The sequence below is a fragment of the Endozoicomonas ascidiicola genome, from assembly GCF_001646945.1.
In the GTDB taxonomy this organism is placed as follows: domain Bacteria; phylum Pseudomonadota; class Gammaproteobacteria; order Pseudomonadales; family Endozoicomonadaceae; genus Endozoicomonas; species Endozoicomonas ascidiicola.
The window spans coordinates 917,011-942,781 of the sequence record NZ_LUTV01000001.1; the positions used below are offsets into that span (position 1 = coordinate 917,011).

26 protein-coding genes are annotated in these 25,771 nt (G+C 46.9%); 15 read left to right on the plus strand and 11 right to left on the minus strand.

Annotation, left to right across the window (positions count from 1 at the left end; all coding sequences use genetic code 11):
* Window positions 1–3 precede the first annotated feature (3 nt).
* The 6 genes from AKL11_RS03695 to AKL11_RS03720 all read left to right on the plus strand — a co-directional run bounded on the left by AKL11_RS03695 (window position 4) and on the right by AKL11_RS03720 (window position 7,796).
* Entirely contained in the window at window positions 4–714 is a 711-nt protein-coding gene (locus AKL11_RS03695; RefSeq protein ID WP_067515226.1) for an ABC transporter permease, read from the plus strand.
* Window position 715: 1 nt separating this feature from the next.
* On the plus strand, window positions 716–1,390 hold the full coding sequence (locus AKL11_RS03700; protein WP_067515227.1) for an ABC transporter permease: 675 nt from the start codon (window positions 716–718) through the stop codon (window positions 1,388–1,390).
* 122 nt (window positions 1,391–1,512) lie between these two features.
* Window positions 1,513–3,678 (plus strand): ABC transporter substrate-binding protein, encoded by a 2,166-nt coding sequence (locus AKL11_RS03705; RefSeq protein ID WP_067515228.1) that lies wholly within the window; start codon window positions 1,513–1,515, stop codon window positions 3,676–3,678.
* Between the two features lie 53 nt (window positions 3,679–3,731).
* On the plus strand, window positions 3,732–4,709 hold the full coding sequence (locus AKL11_RS03710; RefSeq protein WP_067515229.1) for an ABC transporter permease: 978 nt from the start codon (window positions 3,732–3,734) through the stop codon (window positions 4,707–4,709).
* A gap of 16 nt (window positions 4,710–4,725) precedes the next feature.
* Window positions 4,726–6,150 carry an ABC transporter permease gene (locus AKL11_RS03715; protein ID WP_067515230.1) on the plus strand — a complete coding sequence of 475 codons (1,425 nt, stop codon included), beginning with the start codon at window positions 4,726–4,728 and terminating at the stop codon, window positions 6,148–6,150.
* On the plus strand, window positions 6,150–7,796 hold the full coding sequence (locus tag AKL11_RS03720) for an ABC transporter ATP-binding protein (RefSeq protein ID WP_067515231.1): 1,647 nt from the start codon (window positions 6,150–6,152) through the stop codon (window positions 7,794–7,796). The genes AKL11_RS03715 and AKL11_RS03720 overlap by 1 nt, the downstream gene beginning before the upstream one ends.
* 7 nt (window positions 7,797–7,803) lie before the next feature.
* Here AKL11_RS03720 and AKL11_RS03725 read toward each other — a convergent pair whose 3' ends face one another.
* The 9 genes from AKL11_RS03725 to AKL11_RS26415 all read right to left on the minus strand — a co-directional run bounded on the left by AKL11_RS03725 (window position 7,804) and on the right by AKL11_RS26415 (window position 15,600).
* Entirely contained in the window at window positions 7,804–8,712 is a 909-nt protein-coding gene (locus AKL11_RS03725; RefSeq protein ID WP_067515232.1) for an OmpA family protein, read from the minus strand.
* Window positions 8,709–9,566 (minus strand): flagellar motor stator protein MotA, encoded by an 858-nt coding sequence (motA, locus tag AKL11_RS03730; protein ID WP_067515233.1) that lies wholly within the window; start codon window positions 9,564–9,566, stop codon window positions 8,709–8,711. The genes AKL11_RS03725 and motA overlap by 4 nt, the downstream gene beginning before the upstream one ends.
* Window position 9,567: 1 nt before the next feature.
* Window positions 9,568–10,311, minus strand: a complete 744-nt coding sequence (locus AKL11_RS03735; RefSeq protein WP_095210139.1) for a sigma-70 family RNA polymerase sigma factor — start codon at window positions 10,309–10,311, stop codon at window positions 9,568–9,570.
* A 9-nt stretch (window positions 10,312–10,320) separates the two neighbouring features.
* Window positions 10,321–10,782 carry a flagellar basal body-associated FliL family protein gene (locus tag AKL11_RS03740; RefSeq protein WP_067515234.1) on the minus strand — a complete coding sequence of 154 codons (462 nt, stop codon included), beginning with the start codon at window positions 10,780–10,782 and terminating at the stop codon, window positions 10,321–10,323.
* Window positions 10,783–10,809: 27 nt separating this feature from the next.
* Window positions 10,810–12,063, minus strand: a complete 1,254-nt coding sequence (locus AKL11_RS03745; RefSeq protein ID WP_067515235.1) for a flagellar hook-length control protein FliK — start codon at window positions 12,061–12,063, stop codon at window positions 10,810–10,812.
* Window positions 12,063–12,422 (minus strand): hypothetical protein, encoded by a 360-nt coding sequence (locus tag AKL11_RS03750; protein ID WP_067515236.1) that lies wholly within the window; start codon window positions 12,420–12,422, stop codon window positions 12,063–12,065. Before AKL11_RS03750 ends, AKL11_RS03745 begins: the two co-directional genes overlap by 1 nt.
* A gap of 5 nt (window positions 12,423–12,427) precedes the next feature.
* Window positions 12,428–12,847 (minus strand): flagellar export chaperone FliS, encoded by a 420-nt coding sequence (gene fliS, locus AKL11_RS03755; protein ID WP_067515237.1) that lies wholly within the window; start codon window positions 12,845–12,847, stop codon window positions 12,428–12,430.
* A gap of 22 nt (window positions 12,848–12,869) precedes the next feature.
* Window positions 12,870–14,252 carry a flagellar filament capping protein FliD gene (gene fliD / locus AKL11_RS03760; RefSeq protein WP_067515238.1) on the minus strand — a complete coding sequence of 461 codons (1,383 nt, stop codon included), beginning with the start codon at window positions 14,250–14,252 and terminating at the stop codon, window positions 12,870–12,872.
* A gap of 121 nt (window positions 14,253–14,373) precedes the next feature.
* Window positions 14,374–15,600, minus strand: a complete 1,227-nt coding sequence (locus tag AKL11_RS26415) for a flagellin N-terminal helical domain-containing protein (RefSeq protein WP_067515239.1) — start codon at window positions 15,598–15,600, stop codon at window positions 14,374–14,376.
* Window positions 15,601–15,904: 304 nt separating this feature from the next.
* Here AKL11_RS26415 and AKL11_RS03770 point away from each other — a divergent pair, with 304 nt between their 5' ends.
* From AKL11_RS03770 to AKL11_RS03805, 9 genes are all read left to right on the plus strand, one after another.
* The gene (locus AKL11_RS03770; protein WP_067515240.1) at window positions 15,905–16,174 is read left to right on the plus strand and encodes a flagellar biosynthetic protein FliQ; all 270 of its coding nucleotides are present in this window, start codon (window positions 15,905–15,907) and stop codon (window positions 16,172–16,174) included.
* Complete coding sequence (fliR, locus tag AKL11_RS03775; RefSeq protein WP_067515241.1) at window positions 16,174–16,947, plus strand: flagellar biosynthetic protein FliR; 774 nt, start codon at window positions 16,174–16,176, stop codon at window positions 16,945–16,947. The genes AKL11_RS03770 and fliR overlap by 1 nt, the downstream gene beginning before the upstream one ends.
* A 12-nt stretch (window positions 16,948–16,959) precedes the next feature.
* On the plus strand, window positions 16,960–18,105 hold the full coding sequence (gene flhB / locus AKL11_RS03780; protein WP_067515242.1) for a flagellar biosynthesis protein FlhB: 1,146 nt from the start codon (window positions 16,960–16,962) through the stop codon (window positions 18,103–18,105).
* An 18-nt stretch (window positions 18,106–18,123) separates the two neighbouring features.
* Window positions 18,124–20,220 (plus strand): flagellar biosynthesis protein FlhA, encoded by a 2,097-nt coding sequence (flhA, locus tag AKL11_RS03785; protein ID WP_067515243.1) that lies wholly within the window; start codon window positions 18,124–18,126, stop codon window positions 20,218–20,220.
* Between the two features lie 79 nt (window positions 20,221–20,299).
* Entirely contained in the window at window positions 20,300–21,337 is a 1,038-nt protein-coding gene (locus AKL11_RS03790) for a flagellar motor switch protein FliM (RefSeq protein ID WP_067515244.1), read from the plus strand.
* Window positions 21,330–21,725 carry a flagellar motor switch protein FliN gene (gene fliN, locus AKL11_RS03795; protein ID WP_067515245.1) on the plus strand — a complete coding sequence of 132 codons (396 nt, stop codon included), beginning with the start codon at window positions 21,330–21,332 and terminating at the stop codon, window positions 21,723–21,725. Before AKL11_RS03790 ends, fliN begins: the two co-directional genes overlap by 8 nt.
* Complete coding sequence (gene fliP, locus AKL11_RS03800; RefSeq protein ID WP_067515246.1) at window positions 21,726–22,475, plus strand: flagellar type III secretion system pore protein FliP; 750 nt, start codon at window positions 21,726–21,728, stop codon at window positions 22,473–22,475.
* Between the two features lie 2 nt (window positions 22,476–22,477).
* The gene (locus AKL11_RS25010; RefSeq protein ID WP_157673392.1) at window positions 22,478–22,648 is read left to right on the plus strand and encodes a hypothetical protein; all 171 of its coding nucleotides are present in this window, start codon (window positions 22,478–22,480) and stop codon (window positions 22,646–22,648) included.
* Between the two features lie 56 nt (window positions 22,649–22,704).
* On the plus strand, window positions 22,705–23,082 hold the full coding sequence (locus tag AKL11_RS03805; protein WP_067515247.1) for a Cif family virulence factor: 378 nt from the start codon (window positions 22,705–22,707) through the stop codon (window positions 23,080–23,082).
* Between the two features lie 24 nt (window positions 23,083–23,106).
* Here the strand turns inward: AKL11_RS03805 and AKL11_RS03810 are convergent, their stop codons facing one another.
* A complete protein-coding gene (locus tag AKL11_RS03810) occupies window positions 23,107–24,921 on the minus strand; it encodes an N-6 DNA methylase (RefSeq protein ID WP_067515248.1) in 1,815 nt (604 codons plus the stop codon).
* A gap of 132 nt (window positions 24,922–25,053) precedes the next feature.
* The gene (flgA, locus tag AKL11_RS03815) at window positions 25,054–25,758 is read right to left on the minus strand and encodes a flagellar basal body P-ring formation chaperone FlgA (RefSeq protein ID WP_067515249.1); all 705 of its coding nucleotides are present in this window, start codon (window positions 25,756–25,758) and stop codon (window positions 25,054–25,056) included.
* Between the last annotated feature and the right edge of the window lie 13 nt (window positions 25,759–25,771).

Here is a 25,771-nt window from a genome sequence, read left to right on the forward strand (position 1 = left end):
ACCATGGATGCTACGATTTTAAGCTGGGGAGACTCAGGTTGGGGGGATGAATTTTTCTTTGCAACATTAATGACCCTCGCCGTTGCCAGTTGCTCCTTTCTTCTAGGTTTGGTCATTGCTATTGCTGCTGCAGCCATGAAGCTCAGCAAGCGTCGTAGCCTGACTTTTTTTGCCAATGTCTATACCACCGTTGTTCGGGGCATTCCTGAATTACTGGTCATTTATCTGATTTTTTATGGCAGCAGTGTGTTGTTAATGAGCATTGCCAACAGCTTTTTTGGTATTGACGACTATATTGAACTGCCTGTGTTTGTTATGGGTGTGATTTGTATTGGCTTAAGTTCTGGCGCTTATTCTACGGAGGTGATCCGAGGTGCTGTTCAAGCCGTTCCGGTGGGCACCATTGAAGCGGCGAAAGCCATTGGCATGCCCACATTTTCACGTTTCAGGCGCATTCTGGCACCTCAAGCCATACGCTTTGCCTTGCCCGGCCTCGGCAATGTATGGCAACTGACGTTGAAAGAAACGTCTTTGATTTCTGTTATTGGTTTAACTGAAATTGTTCGGATTGCCCAGATGGGCGCCGGCAGTGAGAAAAAGCCATTTCTCTTTTTTATAACCGGCTTGATTCTCTTTCTGGTGTTAGCGTCACTGTCCGACAAAGGTTATAAATTTCTGGAAGCCAAAGCCGAAAAAGGCGTCAGGGTGAATTAGTATGGATTGGGATATTATTTCGGAATCAGTTCCAGCCATTTTCAGCGCCTTGCCCACCACATTAGGGCTGGTTGGATCATCGCTATTGATTGGTTTTATTCTTGCCGTACTGGTGGCTCTCGGTGCATTACAAAAGGCTTGGTTTATCAACCGACCTGCGAATCTTTTTGTTTATATTTTTCGCTCCTCACCTCTGTTGATACAAATCTTTTTGATTTACTACGGCTCTGGCCAATTTCGACAAGAGCTAACCGCTGTCGGTTTGTGGCACCTGTTCCGGGAGCCATGGTTTTGTGCAGTACTAGCACTTTCTTTGAATACCGCGGCCTATACTGCAGAAATTATTCGTGGCGGCATAAAATCGGTACCACTGGATTTACTGGAGGCGGGCGCAGCCATTGGGATGAAAAAATCCCAGATTTTCCGGCGAATCACTTTCCCACTGGCCATAAGGCAGTCGTTGCCTGCTTATGGAAATGAAGTCATCCTGATGGTGAAATCTTCGTCACTGGCCAGCACCATTACGATTATGGACGTCACTGGCGTCTATAAAGAGATTGCTTCTGAGTATTTCAGCCCATTGGAGCCACTGCTAATCGCAGGCAGCATTTACCTGCTTATTAATTTTATTGCGACTCAAATCATCGCTTATTTTGAACGACGCCTGGCCATATAAGCCAGGCTTGTTTCACTTCTGGCCTCTGTCTTCATTTGGCTTTTTCTATGCTGATGCAGTAGGCTGCTAGTAACTGTTGCAAGCTTCGATTCTATATATTGATAAGAATAATGAGAAAGATCATGCAGCGCAGCCTCTTTGAAAAAAGCATCGTGACGCTATTGATAGCGGTGCTGCTTTCAGGATGCTCTGGTCCGTGGAATGACCCGAACCCAACGACCAAAGAAAGCGAGGTTACTTACTTTGGTAGCTTTATCACCCGCCCTAAGCACCTTGACCCCGTTCGCTCTTACAGTGCTGAAGAAAAGCTGTTTATTGATCAAATCTACGAACCTCCACTGCAATACCACTTTTTGAAAAGACCTTATGAGCTGGAGCCAGCAACAGCCGCAGCGATGCCAACGATTGAGTTACTGGATAAAAATCTGGAGCCAATATCCAATAGCGAGAACGCAACGTTCAGTCGCATCACCATACAACTGAAGCGGGGTACTTTTTATCAACCTCATCCTGCCTTAGCAAAAGACGACCAGGGTAAATCAACCTATCTATTCAACACCATTGAAGAAGGCGAGCAGTACAAACTTCTGAGCGATTTCCCTGATACTGGTTCACGGGAGCTGATAGCAGATGATTACATCTACCAGATCAAACGCATGGCGGACCCAATTAACAAATCGCCTTTAATTGGTTTGATGTCCGATTACATCGTTGGCATGAAATCGTTTGGCGATTGGGCGAAAGACTCAAGAACGGGTAAACAATGGTTAGATCTTCGTGAGCGCCCTATGGAAGGTTTAACCAAACTGGACGACTACACCTTTTCCATTCGCATAAAAGGCATTTATCCACAGTTTCAATATTGGTTGTCGATTCCTTTCTTTGCGCCTATTCCCTGGGAAGCGGATCGTTTCTACCATAATCCGGGGTTTCCGGCTCGAAACCTGACTCTGGATTGGAATCCGGTCGGTACCGGCCCATTTATGATGACGGTAAACTCCCCAAACCGAGAGGTTGTGTTGGAGAGAAATCCAAACTTTCGAACAGAGCTCTACCCCAGTGAAGGTTCGGGTGATGACTTTGAAAAAGGTTACCTCGCTGATGCCGGTAAACCACTGCCGTTTATTGATAAAGCCATTTTCCGCTATGAAAAAGCCGCCACGTCTATGTGGAGTAAATTCACTCAAGGATATTATGATCGCTCCGGCGATGGTGACCCGAATATCAATACCGCCACCTTCGATCATGCCTTTACTGTCGGGCCGGATGGTCTTGAACTGACACCTGAGCTGGAACAACGAAACATCATCGTCGATGAAGAAATTCGCCCTTCGCTTTATTACACCGGATTTAATATGCTCGACCCGGTAGTTGGCGGTTACACAGAAGATAAGCGAAAGTTGCGATACGCCATCAGCATTATTTACAACGATCAGGAATACATTGATATCTTCCGCAACGGCATTGGTCAGGTTGCTCAAGGGCCTATCCCTCCTGGCCTTTACGGTTATCAAGAAGGCGAAGAAGCCACCAATCGCTGGATTTTTGACTGGGATTCTCACAGCAAAACACCACGACGAAAATCCATTGAGTACGCCAAACAATTACTCGCTGAAGCGGGCTACCCTAATGGACGACACCATAAGACTGGCAAACCGTTAATCCTTTATATGGACACCACGGCAAATGACACCAGCCCATCATCAGATTGGATGAAAAAACAGTTTGCGAAAATCGGTATTCAGCTTGAGTTCCGCACCACCGACTATCCTCGTTTTAAAGAAAAAATGCGTCAGGGGAATAACCAGATTTTTCGCTGGGGTTGGTTAGCAGACTATCCAGATCCTGAAAATTTCTTGTTTCTTTTAGATAGTCGACAGGGTTTGGTGCAGTGTAAATGCGACGGTAGCAATTCAACTAATTACGATAATCCTGAATTTGACCGCCTGTACGACAAAGTAAAAACGCTCACCAATGGGCCTGAGCGCCTTGACGCCATTGACCAGATGATTGAGATGGTGCAAAAAGACAACCCATGGATTTGGGGTTTCAATAACAAAGAGTATTACCTCTCCAACCAATGGGTGTACAACACGAAGCGTCATGGCATCAATCAGGGTACGTTGAAATATATCCGCGTTGACCCGGAACTCAGAGAACAGAAACAAAAAGAGTGGAACCAGCCTATCGTCTGGCCGCTTATTGCCAGCTTTGGCTTCTTTATTTTATTGATCATTCCGGGCATTAGAGCATATCGACAACGACAGAAACTGACTATTACTTCATAAACATTGCTTCATAAACATTGATTCATAAAAGCCGGCTGAGAGCACAATAGAACATGTTTAACTACATAATTAGAAGACTGTGTTATGCCATTCCAATACTCATTGGGGTCAATCTACTGACCTTTACGTTGTTCTTTATCGTCAACACCCCTGAAGATATGGCAAGAGCGCACCTTGGGGATAAATATGTCACCGAACAAGCCGTTCAGCACTGGATTGTGGATAAAGGTTATGACCAGCCTTTATTTTTTAATAACGCTGCCAGCGGTATAAGCACTCTGACAGATACCATCTTCTTCAATAAATCACTCAAGCTGTTTGCTTTCGATTTTGGTGCATCCGATGAAGGCAGAAACATACGCTCCGATGTTGCTAACCGAATGGGGCCAAGCCTTGCTCTGGCACTGCCTTCTTTCATCATCGGTATTTGGGTCAATATCACCGTGGCACTGTTAGTCTTGATGTTTCGTGGCAGTAAACTCGATCGTTTTGCCGTTGGATTTTTTGTCACGCTGATGTCGGTTTCTTATCTTTTCTACATCATCTTCGGCCAGTACTTTATGGCCAAAGCCGCACGACTTGTTCCCGTGTCCGGGTTTAATGATGGAATAGACGGCTGGCGTTTTTTGATTCTGCCCATTCTGATAGGGGTAATTTCCGGCATTGGTGCCGGTGCCCGCTGGTATCGATCATTATTTATTGAAGTCTCCGGGCAAGACTTTGCCAGAACCGCCAGAGCCAAAGGTGTCAGCGAAACTGGTGTGCTGTTCCATCACATCTTACCCAATGCCATGCTACCCATACTCACTGGTGTTGTGGTTGTGATCCCCACTCTGTTTATGGGCAGCCTGGTGATGGAATCGTTTTTCAGCATTCCCGGTCTGGGCAGCTATTTACTGGATGCCATTCGCGCACAAGATTTTGCCATTGTCAGGGCAATGGTGTTTCTCGGCTCAGTGCTTTACATCATCGGCCTGATCCTGACGGATATTTCTTACACCTGGGCCGACCCCAGAGTTCGACTGAAATAACGGAGCAGAATGCACTATGGATTTTGAAATCAGCTCTGTATTTTTCGATACACCTGTTCTTGTGACCATTCTCTGGAGCGATCTGCTGATCTTTTTGCTCACCGGTGCTATCACGCTGTTTATCTGGTCACTGAAACAAAATCCACATAATCGGGAACGTTGGCGACAGGTGTTTTCTACTCGTTTGGGAATGGCGACATTTGTCATTATCCTCAGTTATGTTGTGGTCGCCCTCGTCGATTCTATGCACTTTCGAAAAGCATTACCGACCACGGAAGGACAAAAAACAGATCAAGTCTATTACAGCAACACGGTGAACAGTTTGCTGGACTTGGTTCTTGGTGAAATGGGTGAGCGCCCCGAAAGAACCTATTCTGCACCCTTTGCTTTGAAATCATGGAATAAGGAGAATCTGTTACTGCCTGATGGTGAACGGGTTCGTGACTACCCTGAGCTCGCGTTTGGGGGCAGTCATTTAGATGATTCTTCGTCGTTTAATCGCGATATTGCGAGCAACTCTCTAATTGGCATTTGTATAGGTCTGCTCATTGCCTTGGTGTTGATTGGGCTTCATGTATCTTGGCTGAAAAAACAGCATACTCAGGATAACGCTCAACCATTACCCTGGCATTCCGCCTGGATCACCTTTGCTATCATCCTTGCACTGTTCAGCTGGTTGATCACCATGGGGAATCTGTATCACGTACTTGGCACTGATCAGGCTGGAAACGATACACTCTATGAAAGTTTAAAAGGGATTCGAACCGGTGTATTGATTGGCACGCTCACGACATTAATCACTATGCCTATCGCCATCACTCTGGGGTTGATGGCCGGTTATTTCAAAGGCTGGATTGACGATGCAGTGCAGTACATTTATACGACGTTAATTTCCATTCCCGGTCTTCTTTTGATTGCTGCTTCAGTACTTCTTTTTCAGGTATGGATCAATAATAACCCTCAGTATTTCCAGATTGGTCTGGAAAAAGCGGATGCGAAATTTCTGGCGCTTTGCTTTATTTTGGGAATTACCAGTTGGACAACACTCTGTCGCTTACTTCGCGCGGAGACCCTGAAAATCAGTCAACTTGATTATGTTCAGGCAGCCCACGCCTTTGGGGTCAGCCATTTCCAGATTATTAGACGTCATATCCTGCCTAATCTGAGCCATATTATTATTATTTCATTTGTCCTGGATTTCAGTGGTCTTGTGCTGGCAGAAGCGGTGCTGTCTTACATCGGTGTGGGTATCGACCCAGCCATGGCCAGCTGGGGCAATATGATCAATCTCGCCAGCACCGAACTGTCCCGTGAGCCGTCTATCTGGTGGAATTTATGTGGCGCCTTTTTCCTGATGTTTACTCTGGTGTTATCGGTAAACTTGTTTTCCGATCTGGTCAACGATGCCTTTGATCCTAAAACAAAACTGGAGGCTGCGTGATGACCAATAACAATGCGCAGACTGTTACATCAAACCATCAGTCATCTCACGATCTGGCGTTATCCGTTAACAACCTGAGTGTTAACTTGAGGCATGCGCCGTACACGCCTATTTTGCAAGAGGTCAGTTTTGATCTAAGAAAAGGGGAGATTTACGCGCTGATTGGAGAATCAGGGAGTGGCAAATCGGTTACGTCACATTCCATTTTACGACTGTTGCCAGATGCTCTGAAAATAACAAAAGGCAATGTCTCTCTTAGCCAAAAAAACTTGTTTTCGCTTACTGAACGACAAATGACTGGTATTCGAGGCAAAAGGATTGCCATGATCTTTCAGGATGCATTGACGGCTTTAAACCCAGTGCAAACCGTGGGTGAACAAATAGCAGAGGCGCTGAAACTTCATACCTCACTGAACTCCATAGAAATACATTCCCGTATCGCTGAACTGTTCAGTGAAGTCGGTCTGCCTGAACCCGAAAAGCGAGTGAATTGGTATCCACATCAAATGTCCGGAGGCCAGCAGCAACGGGTGATGATTGCCATGGCCCTTGCCTGCGAACCCGATGTACTGCTGGCAGATGAACCCACCTCGGCGCTCGATGTCACGATTCAAAAACAGACTCTTAAGCTGATCCAAGAGTTAACCGTTAGTCGTCAGCTTGCTGTATTGATGATTACCCATGATATGGGCGTTGTCCGAGAAACGGCTGATCAGGTTGGTGTGATGTATCAGGGAAAGATCATAGAGCAAAACCACTGTGAAGCGTTCTTTGCCAACCCAAAAGAAGTCTATAGCCGACAACTGATTGATTGTCTGCCAGATATGGATGACTACCGTTCTCTGGAACAAGAAGCATCACTTCTGAAAGTCGAAAACCTTGCCGTTCACTTTCCGCAGCGTAAGGGGCTATTTCAACGAGTCCATGGTTACACCAAAGCGGTCGACGGTATCAATTTATCTATCTGCAAAGGCGAGACTCTTGCTCTGGTTGGTGAGTCAGGCTGTGGGAAAACGACAGTAGGGCGGGCTATTCTTAATCTGGAAAAAACAACCGCAGGCAATGTCTGGTACAACAACCATTGCCTGAATAAACTTAACCGAAGAGGTATGTTACCGTTTCGAAAAAAAATTCAGGTGATTTTTCAAAACCCATTTTCCTCCATGAACCCTCGAATGACGGTAAGCGATATTATTGAGGAGGGAATGGTTAGCCTTGGTGTAGCGTTATCAAAAGCTGAGCGAATACAGCGTATAGAGTCATTGTTGACAAGAGTAAAACTGGAGCCAGAACTCAGACATCGTTATCCACATGAGTTTTCCGGCGGTCAACGACAGCGGATCGCTATTGCCAGAGCCTTGGCCGTTGATCCCGATCTGATTATTTGCGATGAACCCACCAGCGCCCTTGATGTTTCTATTCGTTCGGAGGTATTGGATTTACTGTTAGAATTGCAACGAGATTTGAGTGTTTCCTACCTCTTTATCACTCATGATCTTTCGATCATTCCTCATATCGCTCATAGAGTGGCAGTCATGCAGGGTGGGGTAATTGTTGAGCAGGGGACAACTGAACAAGTGCTTAAACAACCTCAACACCACTACACTAAAAAGCTACTTGAGGCGGCTCCATCAGCCAGTCAATAGCGCTTAATCAATCTAAAACATCCAACTGGTTTTTTGCTGCTCGTTCAAAAGCATCGTGCATTTCGAGGCGATGACCAGGGTGATTTTGATGATCTTCATCTTCAACCGGAGCAAACATCCTTTCTACCTGACGCTCCATATATTCTGCCAAAACCATGATTTCTATACGACGGTTGGCACTGGACTCTGGATGTTCCGGATCTCTTGGTACTCGATCAGCCATGCCCAGCACCATCAACACTTTATTTTCGTCATACCCCCCGAAAATGAGTGTTCTTCTTGCCACTTGCGCTCTGGCAGCAGAAAGCTCCCAGTTACCATAATCCCTGCGTTGAAAGCCTGAATTGTCAGTGTGCCCACTGATCATTACCCGTTGATCGATTTTATTAATGATTGGCGCCAGCTCTAGCAGTAAATCCTGAAAGAATGGATTGATTCTTGAGCTTCCTCGGGCAAACATATTCCGTTTATCGTTATCCAGAATGACGATTCGAACCCCTTCCTGTAACTGCTCTAGATAAATAAAGTCTTCATATTCTCCGGCACTGTCATCACCACCGATCAATCGCTGGAGTTCATCCATGAGATCTCTGAAATCCGGATCTTCATTCAGCGTTTCGGCATTACCATCACTCATTATTTCCGGCCCTTCTCGGCCACGCATAGTTGGCCCGGGGTTAGGGATTTCTACCAGAGAATCCTGACCACCAAAATCAATAGGGCTTAAGCTGCTTTGATGACGGAAAGCACCGGGATCTTCAAAGTAAGCGGCAATGGCTGATTTTGCATCATCGTCTGTTGCATTCAGAACCCAAAGCAACAAGAACAAAGCCATCATGGCAATGGCAAAATCCGCAAGTGCTACCTTCCAGGAACCACCATGATGACCTCCTCCACCGCCGCGTTTCGCCTTCATCCGCCTTGATTCTCCAACATTTTCTCCAGCTCTGTGGAGGTTGGACGGCAATCACCGTATAAAATCTTTCTGCCAGAATCCACTGCAACAATGGGCGGGAAACCCGATTTGTAGCTGGCCAGTGCAACCTTGATGCAGTCAAATGCTTGAAGCTCATCATTCGTTGAATGACCAATGGCTGTCGCTGCCGGAGCAACCAGTCCATAAGCGAAGAACACGCCGAGAAAGGTTCCGGTCAATGCTGCGGCAATGCTTGCACCAATTTGATCCATCGGGCCGTTGATTGATGCCATGGTGATAACAATACCGAGAACCGCAGCAAGAATACCGAAACCCGGTAATGCATCAGCCACTGTCTGAAGCGCCATGGCAGGGCGCATCATTTCATGTTCTCGGCTACCAATTTCCTGCTCAATCAAATGTTCATATTCTTTGGGAGTAACGCCATCCACCAATGAAAGACGCAGGTTTTCAACAATAAATCCGTAGATATGGGGTGTTTTCAGGACTAGTGGATACTTTTTAAATACATCACTGGTGTCCGGTGATTCAATATGTTCTTCCAGAATTTTATTACCACCTTTCTTTCGTGCCATTTCAAACAGGGCGTACATCAAACTCAACAGCTCATCAAAATACGCACGATTAAAACCGGTGCCCTTAGCCATATACATCAGGTGACGCCCAGTTGCTTTGACAATCACCATAGGGTTAGCAATCAAAAATGCACCAAACGCGCCGCCAGCAATCATCAAAATTTCAGCTGGTTGCCATATGGCAGCCATCTCGCCACCGGCAATCAAAAATCCACCGAAAATAGAACCCAGCAGAATCAGTAACCCGATAGTTTTCATGTTATGACTCCCTGTTCCAGGCTTCCATCAATGAGCGCAACCTCAGTAGAGCCTGTTGATGAAGCTGACATATTCTTGCTTCCGTTAATTCAAGAATCTGACCAATTTCTTTCATGTTGAATTCATGGATGTAATAAAGATTCATCAATTGTTGTTCTCGCTCTGGTAGTTCTTTCAGCGCTTTCGTCAGAGCTTTACTGGCCTCTTCACTTTCAGTGATGATTTCAACAGAATCATCGTCGTTTACTTCGATTACACTGGCACTGGCTTCACCCTGAGTCAGAGAATCAAGGCTTAACAAAGCGCCTGAACTGCCTGCCTGCAACATGCGGTTATAGCGTTCCAGGCTGACTCCCAGCTCATCCGCTATCTGCTGCTCAGTGGGTGCTTTTCCCTGGCGATTCTGTAACTTTTGTATGGCATCCCTTATCTTCTGCCCGTGCTCTCTATCCGTTCGGCTGCGCCAATCCCATTGCCGTAGCTCATCAATCACTGCGCCACGGATGCGAATGCGTGCATACTGCTCAAAGGGAATCTGTCGACTGGGTTCGTATTTACTGGCCGCATCTAACAAACCCATCATGCCCGCCTGTAACAAATCATCTTTAGGCACATCACCACCCAGAGCACCGGCAATATGCAATGCTACTTTTTTAACCAGCCCAAGATGCCCCTTGATTAAATCATCACGGGTAGCATTACCACTTTGCTGTTTGTAGGCACTCAGTCCCTTGAGTTGTTGCACAGGTCTACCTTATTGAACAACCAGATCGGTAATGATCAAATCATCCACTACCAGTTTGATCTGCTCTTTTTCAAGCAAACCATTCACCTTCTCCATGGATGCTTCACGGATTACGTCCGGAGCCTCTTTCTTTAAGACTTCGGTATAAGTCAGTGTATTGAGATATCGAACCAGTTCGTTGCGCACCATCGGACGATAGGCTTCTAATACCTGAACGGCTTCAGGATCACGACTCATAAGAGACAGCTTTATCTGCAGATAATGAGGACGTTTCTGACTTTTCAGGCTGATAACAAATGGTTCAAGCTTCATGAAGTGCGGTGTTGCAAAGCGGTTATCAGCCTGCTCGGTCTCTTTGGACTGCATAAAAAACCATGCCGCACCACCAGCCGCTGCTAAGACAATGACAAACAACAGAGAGACCACGATTAACATCCCCTTGCCTGATTTCTTCTCGCTCCCTTCTGCCATTTTGCTTCCCTGCCGCTGTGACATTGCTTATACGAAATAATCCAGCAGGCGACCGCCTCTGGATTTAAATAACTGTTCTCCGGTCAGGAACTCCCGGTTATCAACCCCCCAATCGGCGATCAAACTGCTTTCTGCAGAGGTACCGTCGGGACTTTGACCACGGGAATGACTTTTACGACTGTCGGTCTCTGAACGAACATCCACTGACATCTCTGACAGCGATAACCCTTGCTCCGCCAGTGTTTGACGCAACCGGTCAGAACTGTTCATAAGCAGCTCCCTTGCTGCGGGCGAAGATGCATTGACCTGAAGCGAAAGCGTCTCTGCATCGACCTTTATCGTCAGGGAAAGCCGGCCCAGCTCCGGAGGATCAAGCCGCACTTCCAATGCGGATTCGCCCCGCCGGATCAGCTGAATAAGTGCTGAGCTTAAGCGCTGCGGTATGACTTGCTCTTGCAAAACTACGGTGCGTTCAGGCGCTAATAGCGTTGGGGGTGGTTTGGTGATGATTTTTTCAGTGGCGGGTGATGAATGGCCGGATGATTGAATATTATGGGCTGGCTCGTAAGGCTGCTGATTCACCACGCTTTTCAGAGGTTCGTCTGGTAACTTTATCACCGCTTTTAAGGCGTCTTCAGGCGACTCATTTACAACAGGGGAAGACGTTTCCAGCGGTTTGTCCTGCCACTGATAATTTTTTAAACTCGAATTTACTGGACGTTCTTTTACTGCAAGATCGGTAGTTAAAGGCAGAGGCTTTTCATGTTGAGTGAAAGACGACTTATCCTCACGATCAGTGCCAGAAGCTTTACGGTCATCAATACTAATTAGAGTTACTGGCATGCTATCTGAAAGTTCAGAATCACTATTGTGCTCACCATGCTTAGTAGGCGAATACTCACTTTCAGGCGCGCCCTCAGTAGTTTCTTCAAACTCAAAAACCGGTATTCCTTCCAGTGGATAGTTTGCCGGTTCTGCCACTTCATGCTGACCAACTGCCTGCCATCTTGTGAATTGGTCAGTCGTCGTTAGATTATCTTCAGGAAGGCTTCTTTCGAATGGCTGCATTTCTTCCACTTCTAATGCCAACGGTTGAAGCTTGAATTCCGGTTGGGCGGTAATTACCGAATTACTGGAGGATGCACTACTGAGGATTGAGTATATCTCTGAAAATTGAGCCGCTGAGGAATTGGAATTTGAATCAACCGGCTGTACACCCGAAGCATTGGGTGTCACTAAAGTAAGAGTGTTAACAACTGGAGAAGAAACTCCGGCTTCCATCAACGCTCCTGAAAATAATCAGAGGGTTGATGACTTTCGCTGTTCAGGCTGCTGGCATCCTCATAACGCGCTAAAGCATAACCACTGTTTTGCGTCTGTTTGATCATCGCCAGGCTACCGGAACGATGTCGTATGCACACCTGAATCAGCGCATCAAAAAGCACCTGCACACGGGTTAGCGCCCGCTGAACCGGAGGCAAAGCGACCACCCCGTCGTCTGACAACATCTGGAAATACGTCTGCAGCTCCTGATTCACCGACATCATGCGATCCCAGTCTTTAGCCTCAAGCGACTGCTCGAGAGACTGTTCAAACTCTCTCAGTACGGATTCATATTCTGATGTGTCAGTGCTGCTCATAATATTTACCCTGTGGTAGCGATAGTGTCATTGGCAGGAGCAATCTTTGCGGTCAGAACCGACTGCCAGCCTTCCTGAATCTGTCCCATCAGGCCAGACACTTCATCAATCATAGCGACATCATTGCTGGCATTGGCTTCCATCAACCGCTTCATGCTGTACTGATAAAGTGACTGAAGATTCTCTGCCAGCTCGCCGCCCTTTTCATGATCCAGAGATTGCTCAAGTACATTCAGAATATCCATGGCCAGCGTCATCCGATCAATTTTATTAGTCAGATCCTCCGCTTCCATAAAGTGTCGGGCTTTACTAAGGGTTTCCATTAACTTGTTGAATAGTGTGGCAATTAACTGCTCGGGCTTTGCAACTTCAACACCTGTTTTTTGTTGTTGTTGATAGGCGTTAACGCCTCCCTGCTTTCTCATAACAAGTCAGCCCCTCAGTTTTTTACTGGTTATTACTGCTGTTGAGTGAAGCCAGATTATTGGTTAACCATTGACTGGTACCGCTTAACGACGCCAGCAGGTTTTCCATGGCCAGGAATTGTTGCTGATAGAAACTTTGAGTTCGTACGAGGCGGGCTTCCAAATCAAGGCGATCATCCGCAATGTCACTTAAGGATTCATTTAGTCGATCTTCTCGCTGGGCGATAGAGCCACCGCCCTCTAGATAAGGAGTCAGCCGTTCTTCAAGGCGCGTCATCAACCCATCTTCACCGGCAAAAATATCCGCCAGCGCATCAAAGTTTTCACTCAGGGCAGCATCAAGCTTACTGCTATTAACCGTAAGATCGCCGGTTTGAGTCGTTTCCAATCCCAAGTCGCCTAGTGAGCGGAAAGGATCACCACTTTCACCAAAGAGATTGCTTAACTCCCTGCGTAACTGGGATTCCAGCAGACGTGTCTGCGCATCGCCGTTTAATGTGCCGGCGCTCACGCCGTTGTAGCCGGTAAGATCACTGAAGGTTGATTTCAGACTATTCCAGGTGTCAGCAAAGGATTGAATGGCAGAACTTACGCTGCCTTTATCCTGAGATATATCCAGAGTAATGGGGGATACTGACACCGCTTTGAGATCCAAAGTCACACCATCTATCACGTCTTCCAGCTTATTATCCGGTGAAGAAATGGTGATGGCCGATGCGCCACTGCCAAATCGAATACTGGCATTCTGGGCAGGCTGTAATTCGGTGAACGTTCCCAAAGAGACGGTACCACCAGTCAAACCACTGAGATCCATACTAACGGCGTTGTCTGTCCCACTTTCAAGGCTATTCAACATTAAGCGCTGCTGACCATTGTCGTTGATAATGGCGGCTTTGATGGTGGTGTTGTCTTCGGCGTTATTTATGGCGTCCCGTAACCCTGTCAATGTATCGTCACCCGATGCCAGTGCGACGGAAAACGTTTCGCCGTTGACGGTAAAACTGGCGGTGCCGGTTCCGATGGTTTCGCTATCTGCCACACCTTCTGAAGCCAATTGATGACGGGAAGCTAATTGATCAACCGTGAACGTATAACTGCCAGCCACGGCACTGTTGTTCACCGAGGCGTTGTTCACCGAGGCGTTGTTCACCGAGGCAGTAATGACTGAATCATCACTGACACTGGCCGCACGCTGGCTGAAGTTTTCAATAGAATTAAGGCGTTGCAGAGAACTCTGAAACGAGCTCAACGATGACTTCAACTGCCCAACGGCAGTCAGTTCAAGAGTGTAAGACTGTTCATTGCGGTTAAGCCGCGACTCAATGGGTGCCCGCTCGGCATTGACCAGAGCATTCACCATGGAGTTCACATCCAAACCGGAGTAGAGACCTGAAACACTGAACATAATCAGCCTCTGATTATTTGAGTAATATTCCTGTCGGCGTTATTTATCAAACATAAAGAAAGGGAGACAAGCTCCCTTTCTTTATGTGCCAACAGTTGTTGACTGCACAGCAACCGTCAAATTAACGGAGCAGAGCCAGCACGTTTTGAGACATGGCATTGGCCTGACTCAGAATGGCAGTACCTGCCTGCTGCATTACCTGATACTTACTCAGGTTGGCAGTTTCCATGGCAAAGTCGGTATCCATAATACGAGACTTGGAAGCCGTTACGTTTTCACGGATATTGGCCAGGTTGTTAATGGTGGAAGTCAGACGGTTCTGGGTAGCACCAAGCATAGCGCGTTCAGAATCAACCTGAGATAAGGCCTTATCGATAATGCTAACAGCATCATCAGCACCACTTGATGTCGTTAAATTCAAAGAATCAACAGAAGAAGCTGCGGCTCCAGCAGTACCTGCCAAAGTAGCTGAGGTAGTAGCTTCACCAAGTATTCCCAAATCACCAGCGGCTGTTAGAGCGGTATCTAGTTCGAAGTTGCCGACTGTTGCAAAATCTGCATCTACTCGAAGAACCTGAACATCACCACCACCATTAACTACAGCAGTAAGAGCACCCTCCACCAAGTCTCCTGCGGCAACTTCAGCCTCAAAAACAGCATTTAATTTAGAAGCGATATCCTCAGCAGTATCGGTATTTGTGAAATTAACATCCACACTATTTGTACCACCATCTACAGATACAGCCACTGTCTCAGCCGCCTCTCTACTTCCATGGGATATGTCACCACTATCAATAGTGGCAAGAAGAGTTACTCCTGCTACTGCACCTGTCCCCAAATCTGAGGCGGAAGCTGAGTTAATACTGAAAGTGATTTTGTCAGCTGCAGTTGCTGTTGAACCAACCTGAAAACTTTTACTAGTAAATGTTCCGTCAAGTAGTTGAACACCACCAAATGAAGTAGTTGTAGATATACGATTCATCTCAGCTTTCAAAGCGGTCACTTCATCATTAAGCGCTGTTCGTTCAGCGATTCCATTGGAATCATTAGAAGCCTGAAGCGCCAAATCACGCATTCTCTGAAGAATCGCAGTAGACTCATTCAACGCACCTTCAGCAGTTTGGGCAAGAGAAATACCATCACTACCATTTCGAATAGCCACTGAAAGACCACTGGCCTGAGATTGCAAACGGTTAGCGATCTGCAAACCAGCCGCATCGTCCTTGGCGCTATTGATTCTTAAACCTGAAGACAGGCGTTGCATAGAAGTCTGAAGCCCGCTTTCAGTGCTCATCAGCTGACGCTGGGCATTTAGAGAGAAGACGTTGGTATTAACGGTCATTGCCATTTTATTATTTCTCCATCCATGGATTGTTCGCTATTGAATTCAGCGTACTTCGTCTTTTTCCTTCGCAAAGAATCGCTGATCCCCACTATTCGGAGGTCTTTGACTTTCACTTAAATCAATTAATGCTTTTTTTCAGTCGTTTTAAGAGTAAAAAAATGATTCTATATATCTATAGGAATTCTTAGGTCGGTAATCCCAAAGGGATTGCCGACAATAAAGCCCGCCAACTCATCAGAAGTGATCACCGACAATCTTGAAGGGTTAGCGATCGGCGGGCAAAAATTCAATACAAAAGGAAGAACCCATGACACCGGAAGTTGTGGTCGACCTATTCAGAGACGCCCTCACCCTGGTGGTGATGATGGTGTCTGTCATTGTTATGCCAGGCCTGTTGATCGGGCTTGTGGTCAGTACCATTCAGGCGGCTACGCAAATCAACGAACAAACCCTGAGCTTTCTCCCCCGATTGCTGGCAACACTGATCACCATTGGCCTGACGGGGAACTGGTTAATTCAGGAGTTTATGGATCTGTTTATCCGGCTCTATGAAATCATTCCGGAGCTGCTGGTCTGATGATTGACGTTACTTCCACCGAGCTAACCGGCTGGATCGGCCAATATCTGTGGCCATTATTCCGCATTGTTGCCCTGTTTATGGTGATGCCATTGTTCAGCAGCCGTGTTGTTGCGCCAAGGGTTCGCCTGTTAATGGCCATGGCGATTACCTTTCTGGTGTCGCCTTTACTGCCAGCAGTTCCCGCTGTTGAGCCACTGTCGACAACTGCGCTGATGATTACCCTGCAACAGCTGATGATTGGTTTTGTCATGGGTATGGTGCTGCAAATCTACTTTGCCATTTTCACCTCCGCCGGAGAGATGATATCCATGCAAATGGGCCTGGGCATGTCCGTGATGGTGGACCCGATCAATGGCGTGCAGATTCCAGTCATCTCCCAGCTATTCCAGTTGTTGAGCTTTCTGATGTTTCTGGCGGTCGATGGCCACCTCGTTGCTATTTCTGTGGTGATTGAAAGCTTCAACACCATTCCCATCGCACCGTTTAGCCTTGCCAATATCGCCCTCGAAGAATTACCCGGCATCGTGTCGTGGATGTTTGCCAGCGCCCTGCTGATGGTGGTGCCGGCCATTATCTCTCTGCTGATTGTGTCGTTTACCTTTGGGGTGATGAACCGTTCTGCGCCACAGTTCAATATTTTCAGCTTGGGTTTTCCTCTGACTATGTTGGGCGGGCTGATTATTCTGATGCTGGTTAGCACCCGGTTCTCCGGTATTTTCCTGAACTTCACCCGTCAAGGGTTGGAGTCACTGTCACAGTTCGTGCTCTAAAGGAGATAAAGAGTGGCAGAAGAATCAGAAGATCAGGATCGCTCCGAAGAACCCTCGGAACGAAAAATTCAGAAAAGCCGTGAAGAAGGACAAATCCCCCGTTCCCGAGAATTAGTCACGGCCGCGTTAATCAGTGCCACTCTGTTGTCTTTCTGGCTCAGCGGCACTCTGGTCAGCGAGCAACTACAGGGTGTGATGGCCACCAGCTTCACGTTTGATAAAGAAGTATTACGGCAAGAAGATTGGCTGAAAGACCATTTAATACAAAGCCTATCCAACGGTTTCACCGGCCTTTATCCCTTCTTTATATTAATTATTCTGGCCACTATTGGCGCATCACTACTTCTGGGCGGCTGGTTATTCAGCAATAAACTCCTGCAATTCAAAGGCGAACGCATCAGCCCCATTAAAGGCATACAACGGATGTTTTCTGTTCGTTCGTTAATGGAAGCCATCAAATCCATCGCCAAAGTTATCTTATTGGGTTTTTGCCTCTGGCTCAGCGCTCAGTGGTTCTTTGAAGAGTTATTAACCCTGAATCGAATGCCACTCGGCTCCGCTCTGATTCTCGGGATTGGTTACCTGTTTAAAGCCATTGGGGTAATGACGCTGGCTTTGGTTATCATCTGCCTGATTGACGTCCCATTCCAACGCTGGAGCCACCTGAAAAAGTTACGCATGACACACAAGGAAGTACGTGATGAAATGAAAGAGTCAGAAGGCCAGCCCGAAGTGCGCTCCCGCCTGCGGGAAAAGCAGCAGGAAATCTCCGGTCGTCGTATGATGCAAGCGGTGCCCGGTGCGGATGTCATCATTACCAATCCAACCCATTATGCGGTCGCTGTCCGCTATGATCAGGATCGGGCTAGAGCGCCTTATCTGGTGGCCAAGGGGGTAGATCAGGTAGCATTAAGAATCTGCGCAGTGGCCAGAGAGTACAATCGCCCGGTAGTTCAGTCGCCGGTGCTGGCAAGAGTCGTCTATCACACCACCGATCTGAATCAGGAAATTTCAGATGAACTTTATGTGGCAGTGGCTCAGGTGTTGGCGTATATCAAGCACCTGAATGACTATCAGGCCGGATTAATAACCACATCACCAGATATGCCAGCGCCGGAAGTGCCTAGAGCATTTCAGGATAAGTGGGATAAACAATAAAAAACGGATTTTCAGACAATGATCAGGGAAGCTCAACGTCTGCTTGGAGAACTCTCAGTACGCACCAACGGTTTCCGGGTGGGGGTTCCAATCGTCGTGCTCATGACACTGGCCATGGTGACTTTGCCCATGCCACCGTTCATGTTGGATGCACTGTTCACCTTTAATATCGCCCTTTCATTACTAATCCTACTCGTAAGCGTATACTCACTTCGACCTTTGGATTTTGCCGTTTTCCCAACCATTCTGCTGGTATCTACTTTACTGCGGCTGGCACTGAATGTTGCTTCGACGCGAGTCGTTCTGCTGAATGGTCATACCGGTGCAGACGCTGCCGGAAAAGTGATTCAATCCTTTGGTGAAGTGGTGATCGGTAATAACTACGTTGTTGGTCTCGTGGTCTTCGCCATTCTGGTCATTATCAACTTTGTGGTGGTCACCAAAGGCGCTGGCCGTATATCCGAAGTAACCGCCCGCTTCACACTGGATGCCTTACCCGGCAAACAGATGGCCATCGACGCCGATCTCAATGCCGGCATTATTGACCAGCAAAGCGCCAGTGATCGTCGTGAAAATGTACGTCGGGAGGCAGACTTCTATGGTTCCATGGACGGTGCCAGTAAGTTTGTTCGTGGCGATGCCATGGCCGGTCTGCTGATTCTTGCCATTAATATTATTGGTGGAATGTTGATTGGCACACTGGCCCACAACCTGTCCGCCGGTGATGCCTTTTCGGTATATGCCCTGCTCACCATTGGTGATGGCCTGGTTGCCCAGATTCCTTCGCTGCTGTTATCCACAGCCGCGGCTCTAATGGTCACCCGGGTGTCTGAATCCGCTGATATGGGGAATCAGGTTTCAGAGCAAATGCTCTCTTCCCCGAAAGCCATGATTCTCACCGGTACTATTTTGATCGTTATGGGTTTAGTACCCGGTATGCCGCTTGTGCCGTTTACCGGCCTCGGTGCATTGGTGTTGCTAGTCGTCTGGTGGCTTCAGAAAAATATTTCTGGTGATGCTGTCGAAGAGTCAGATAAGCCAGATCCGACGTCTGTAGAAACGCCATGGTCCTGGGGTGACATTCCGCCTGTGGATACATTGAAGATGGAGCTGGGATTTCGCCTCATCGCTCTGGCGGATGAAAAACAAGGCGGACAGCTGCTGACCCAGATAAAAGGCATTCGCAAAAGCCAATCACGTCTATTGGGGTTTCTGATTCCCAGCGTCCATATAAAAGACAATCTAAGCCTGAAACCCGACGCCTATACCATCGAATTAAAAGGCGTTGTTGTGGCAGAAGGTCAGGTGGATCCGGGCATGCTGCTGGCCATAAACCCCGGGGAAGTCTTTGGCGACATCAACGGAACGCCCACCAAAGACCCCGCCTATCAACTGGATGCCCTGTGGATTGAACCCGGCGAAAGAGATCACGCATCAGGTCTTGGCTACACCGTGGTTGACCCTGCCAGTGTCATGGCAACGCATTTGAACAAAGTGATTGATGAGCACGCCAGTGAATTGCTTGGCCACGATGAGGTCGAACAGCTTGTTGATAAATTACGACACTATTCCCCTAAATTGGCGGATGAACTTATCCCCAAGAAAATCTCCATCAGTATCTTCTCAAAGGTACTCAGGGAATTATTATTGGAAGATGTGCCCGTTAGCGATATTCGCACCATTGGCTCAACACTTCTGGAATCCTCAGAAAACAAAAAAGAGCCCTGGCAGCTAACTGCTGAAGTTCGAGTTGCTCTTCGTCGAGCCATCATTCAAAACTTGGTAGGCAGTCAGGAATCATTACCGGCCATCACCATGAGCCCTGAGCTGGAACAGATTTTGATGCAAAGCTATCAACAAGCGATTAAAAACACACACTTCTCGCCAGATAGCCTACCTCTTGAGCCCGGAATTGCAGAACAGCTCCAACAGCAGTTGCCCGAAGTTGCCGACAAAATGATCGCCGAAGGCAAGCCGCCCATCATGCTGGTGAATGATTCAATCCGTCCAGCCATGGCCCGTTATGCAAGGCTTTGCACCGAAGGCATGCATGTATTGTCGTTTAATGAGATACCGGAGAATAAAGAAGTCGTCATTGTGGGCAAGGTTGGTTAAACGTGGATGTTTGTTTTTATCCACTGATAGCGGTATCTTGAATTAGTCAACTACTGAGTTGTGGCCTTACGGGATTTCCATGGATCGGAAAACAAAATCTCATCTGAACGGCAATGCATTTTCAGGTTCGCCGCTTTCAGGTTCACCAAAAGTACAAAAGGTTCACTCTTCATCTGAGTTTCAGAATCTGGAAACTTATGATCTGACGAATCCGGATTATAAGATTCATGATTTACTGCCGACGCTTGAGCTAATTAATCAGCGATTCTCTCAGCTGTTCCGTCATGCTATCAGCAGTATCTTTCGCTGCAACATTGACGTCCAATTTGATCGGGTTGATTCCTTACAAGTGGGCGACTACCTGTCCGATGAATCCACGCCTGACCTGAAACACATCTATAAATCCACCACCCTGCGCTGTTCCGGCTTTATGGCACTGGAATCGCCCATGCTGTTTTCACTTGTGGATATCTTTTTCAGTGGCTCTGGCGACACTCTCAGCCCACAACGGCAGGAACTAACGACAGCGGAGATACGAATTCTCAACCGGGTTCTCAAAGCATCAGCAGATAAACAAACCGAAGCCTGGAGCAGTATCCTATCGTTCAAAATTAAACTAGCTGAGACTTATAACAGCCCGATCTCTACGCTGTTCCGGTCTGATACAGAAATCATTCTACTCAGCCAGTTCACCCTGCAACTTGGAAACAATACATCCAGCTTTCATCTGGTGATGCCTTATCAGGCTTTGGAGCCGGTTAGAGAAAAACTGCAGGCATTCAAAGTAGCAGAGCAGGATCCGCAGTGGCAGCGCAACATGCTGCAGGGCCTGATGCAGGCACCTTTGGATTTATCGGCCAGGCTTTGTGAAGTCGACGTCAGCCTGAGAGACGTCATGCGCCTTAAACCTGGTCAGATTATTCAGGTCGATATTCCCCCCAGTGTCACCGTGAAAGTTGCCGGCATGCCAACCTTTAAAGCGTCTGTCTGTTCCGTACAGAACTCTCTTGCCATGAAAATAACAAAAAAACTCCACACCGAAGAGGCTGATAGAAGTTCTGACTTTTATCAGCCAGAAGAGCCAGAGGGACCAGAGGAGAAAGAAGTCTATGAATGAAGAAAATGATAACGAACATGAAGACGACAACATGCCGTCTGATGCAGCCAGTGTAAGTTTTCAGGACAGCCTGGAATCTGAACAGTCGGCTCCGGCCTCTGATGAAAGCAACAACCTGCCTCAGGCGATGAGCGATCTGGGCATGATTCTGGATATTCCTGTCACGTTGTCACTGGAACTGGGCAGCACCAAAATCAACATTGGTGATCTGATGCGGCTTAATAAAGGCTCCATTGTTGAGTTGGAAAAAGAAGCATCGGAGCCATTGGAAGTTATGGTCAATGGTAAGTTAATTGCCTATGCAGAGGTGGTGGTTATTCATGATAAATACGGAATTCGTTTTCTGGATGTAGTCAGTGAATCCGAGCGGCTGAAACACGTATCCTGAATGAATAGAAGACTCTGGTTAGTTTTCACGCTGCTGCCGGTCGTTCTCTTGGCTATTCCGTTACCCGGGTTGGCGGAATCCGGCCTGCCTCTCATTTCAATCACCAATGACGGTGACACTACCGAGTACAGCGCCAGCCTGCAGATTCTGATTCTCATGACGGCGCTGAGTTTCATCCCGGCTGCGCTGCTGATGATGACCTCATTCACCCGCATCATTATTGTCATGGCTATTCTTCGTCAGGCCATGGGTCTTCAACAAACACCGCCAAATCAGGTCCTTCTGGGTATAACACTGGCTCTGACGCTACTGATTATGACGCCCTTATTTGAAACTATATATGCAGAAGCCATCACGCCCTATCTGGAAGAAAGCTACACGTTGATGGAGGCATTAAAACAAGCCAGCATTCCTGTAAAAGATTTTATGCTGAAACAAACACGGGAAACCGATCTTCAGTTGTTTTATGGCATTGCCAACAAAGAGATTCCACAGAACATAGATAGCACACCGCTTTCTATCGCAATACCCGCCTTTGTGACCAGTGAGTTGAAAACGGCATTCCAAATCGGCTTTATTATTTATATACCCTTTCTGGTGATCGACCTTGTGGTGGCCAGTGTTCTGATGGCCATGGGTATGATCATGTTGTCGCCACAAATGATTTCCCTGCCATTCAAACTGATGCTCTTTGTTCTGGTGGATGGCTGGGCCATGATCATGGGCACCATGGCATCGAGTTTTTTCTGATTATGAAACGATGGACGTACGCCCTTATCATTCTAATGCTGGCCATCGCTTTTATGCTCAGTATCTACGCATACTACATCTATTATCGATATCCCGGCATGGATATGGGTATTTTGGATTTTCTTGTCAACATGTTCAGTAGACTACTTCGTTTCATTGTTGGTGCAATTTGAGTACGCGGGCTTTGCAATAACACCTATAATCTTTCATTTTCTAGCGAGAAAAAATCATGCTTGATCAAGAAATGCTGGATATCTGTAAGGCCGGTATTGCGGAGTGGCAAAAAGCATTTAACTTACAAAATGCTAAGGGCTGCTCAGAACAATATCTGGAAAATACAATCATGGAGGCGCTGCCCTTCGGAACGTTTACAGGGCGCAAAGCTATTGAGGAGTTCTGGCAGGGCATCATGGATCAGGGGTTTAAAGATGTTGATTACACCGATGTCCATTGGGAGCCTGAGAAAGACAATGACGGTTATATCCTTACGGCAAAATGGACCATGAACAAAGCTTACGGTGTCGTTCATCGCGAGCACTGGATTATCGATACTGATGGTAAAGCCCGCCTGAAAAGCGATGACTTTGAAGTTCAGGGTGAACGATAAGCTCTGCCTGATACTAAGAGAAGCTTATGCTTCTCTTAGTATTTCCCGCTCAACCAACTCTGCCTTTTCCCGGAAAAACTTCATTCGGGCATACAATTTCAGAATTTCCTCGTGAGCCATACAAGCCTGTTCCTGCTCCAGTTCAGACCACTGAGGAATAGGCAGTTGTTTCAGATCCTGACTATGAATGAATGGCACAACATCGTCCGTGCAAATTGACCGAATCAATTTCTGTCCCGTTTCTGACTTCAAGAAACGAAAAAGCACAACTGGACTTTTAAGCACGTTGCCAGACTTCTGTCGCAAAATGACAAAGGACTGCCCTGCCATCCAGTTATTGCCACAAACGTCAGGAACCATCGCCAACCTGCCAGCCTGACCTTTGATAGCCAGCAAAATATCCCCCGCACGCAGTGTTTGTCCTTCTGCTCTTTTCAGGCGATCCGGGATGACATGAACTTCCCGGGCTGGCTGATCAATAATGCCGGCATCGTTTATATCCTGAACCGTCACTTCCAGATAAACCCGGGTATCCGTCTCATGACTTCTATCTGCCCCTTTGACAGCCTGGGCACGAATGACATCAAACGTTGATGACAACCCTCTCACGGCACTACTGCCGGGTCTGATAACCACAGTCCGGTTTTTACCAAGATAATACGCTGGATCCAAAGGCATATCGGCAAAATACTCTGCCCGTAGTTCTGACAAAGACACTTGAGTACAAAACTGACTACTCTCCGTCGAGCTCAGCTCTTCCATCAGTACATCACTGTGTATTAATTGGAACTTTGCCTCTCCGCGCTTTTTAATTGCCACTGCTTTAAAATAATCATGATCGCAATTGATCAGTCGGATATTATCCGTTGCCTGTTCAGAAAAACGCAGCAAAAATAAGGGTTGAGCCCGCCCGGGTAATAAGCCGGCTGGTAGACGAACAATGGTATCTATCCGACCATTGCTCACCAGATACTGCCGGAACCGTTTATGCTCCGTCGTGTTCTTAATCAAAAATCGGCCAGGCACCAGAACGACGGACTCCCCTGCGCACTGCTTTAGAAGATGAGTAATAAATAACATCTCTCTCAATCGGGTATTCGGCTCAAACCGACCAAACAAATCCCTGACTTCATGTTGTTTATAACGATGATCCTGTAACAGTACGCCGACGCCACAAGCAAACGTTCGCAATCGGTTTTGTTCAAAAAATCCGGGCGATAGAACTGGATCGCCCACGCGCAATGTAATTTGATAGCTCAACAATGTTATTAGTGAATGCATCGACTCAGCGCAATGCTGCTCCGAAAATATCTGGAATTGCTTTCCAAGAAAAAGAGGTGCAAGTCCAAAGCCTTCATCACCAGTCAGGTAAAGAGTATCCTGAGGCACATGAGCAATTATCTGTGCAATTAACTCTCTGAGTTCAATGGGAATAACAGGGCTGGTTTCAGAGTATTTTTCATAAAGAATATAGGGCAGCTCATCAAATTTAATCAGGTTATGTCGCTTGGCTGTGATCACAGACGTTAACAGTCGCTCAACTTCTGCCGGCGGTATTGAGCGCAAATAAACATCATGATCTGACCAGGCTGATAGCCATACTGAGTCAGTTCGAAACTCAAGCACTCTCTTCAACTGAGACGAGAGAACGTCCGTCACCGGTTGACCATTCAACTCATCCATCACGTGATCATTAAATCGAATTGCTTCACTTAACTCCCGACGTTCACTGAGAAAGCACCAGGTCAGTAGCTGGCTTAATAAATGAAGATAGTCTGGATACCAGTTCTGCTGTAACAGCGGATCTGGCGTCAATGCATTTACGATTTCCTTTCCCATCTCCCCCTCCCTGGGTGATTAATCATCAACGGAAAAGTTTAATTTCAGTCAGATACTTTTAATCATCTGCTGATTGTCTAATTTTCTGCAGAAATCCTTAGTCAGCTGTTGATTAGTTATTTCAGGGGCAAATTAAAGCCCTGCCATAACTTTATTTTTGGAAACAACACGCGCATCAATAATCTTGCCAGAAGAGCGATTTCGCACTCTTATCACGTCATCCAGTAAACCACTCTCCAAAGCAACCCCCATCATCGAGACAAAAAGAGCACCATTACCGGATTGAATAGAAACTGGCTTCCCCTTATGAACCAGATATTGAGGCACCAATGTCGTCTCCTGAATAACCCGGCCAACAGGAACAGTACGATTAACTTGACGACCCTCTAATTGTTGGACATCGGTAAAATAACGCCCTCTCAATTTTGACATTGAGATACGCTGCACCTGCAGCTGTCCAGCGGTGATAACATCACCCCTGTTCAGTTTTTGCTGACTAAGCACCACGGGGAGTAATACTTCCACTTCAGCCACGACATAGGTCTTCCACAGGCCCGGACATTCAACATTTAATCGAATAACACCAACCGGCGGTTTATGCGCCATATTACTCTTGATTTGTAAGTCTTGAGGGCAGTTTTCCAGCTTTCCCTTGAATGGCCGCAGGGTTATGGAGTGCGTTGCATCTGGGTACTTTTGCAAGAATTTCTGGACAGCGGTATTAAGAAACCCCATCACTTTTTGAGAAACAGGGTCATTTGATGAAGCCTGGCCAAAATTGGCGGCTAACGTGAACATAAAAAAAACGACTAAAAATCGTGATGTACTGAATGACATACCTGCATCCTTG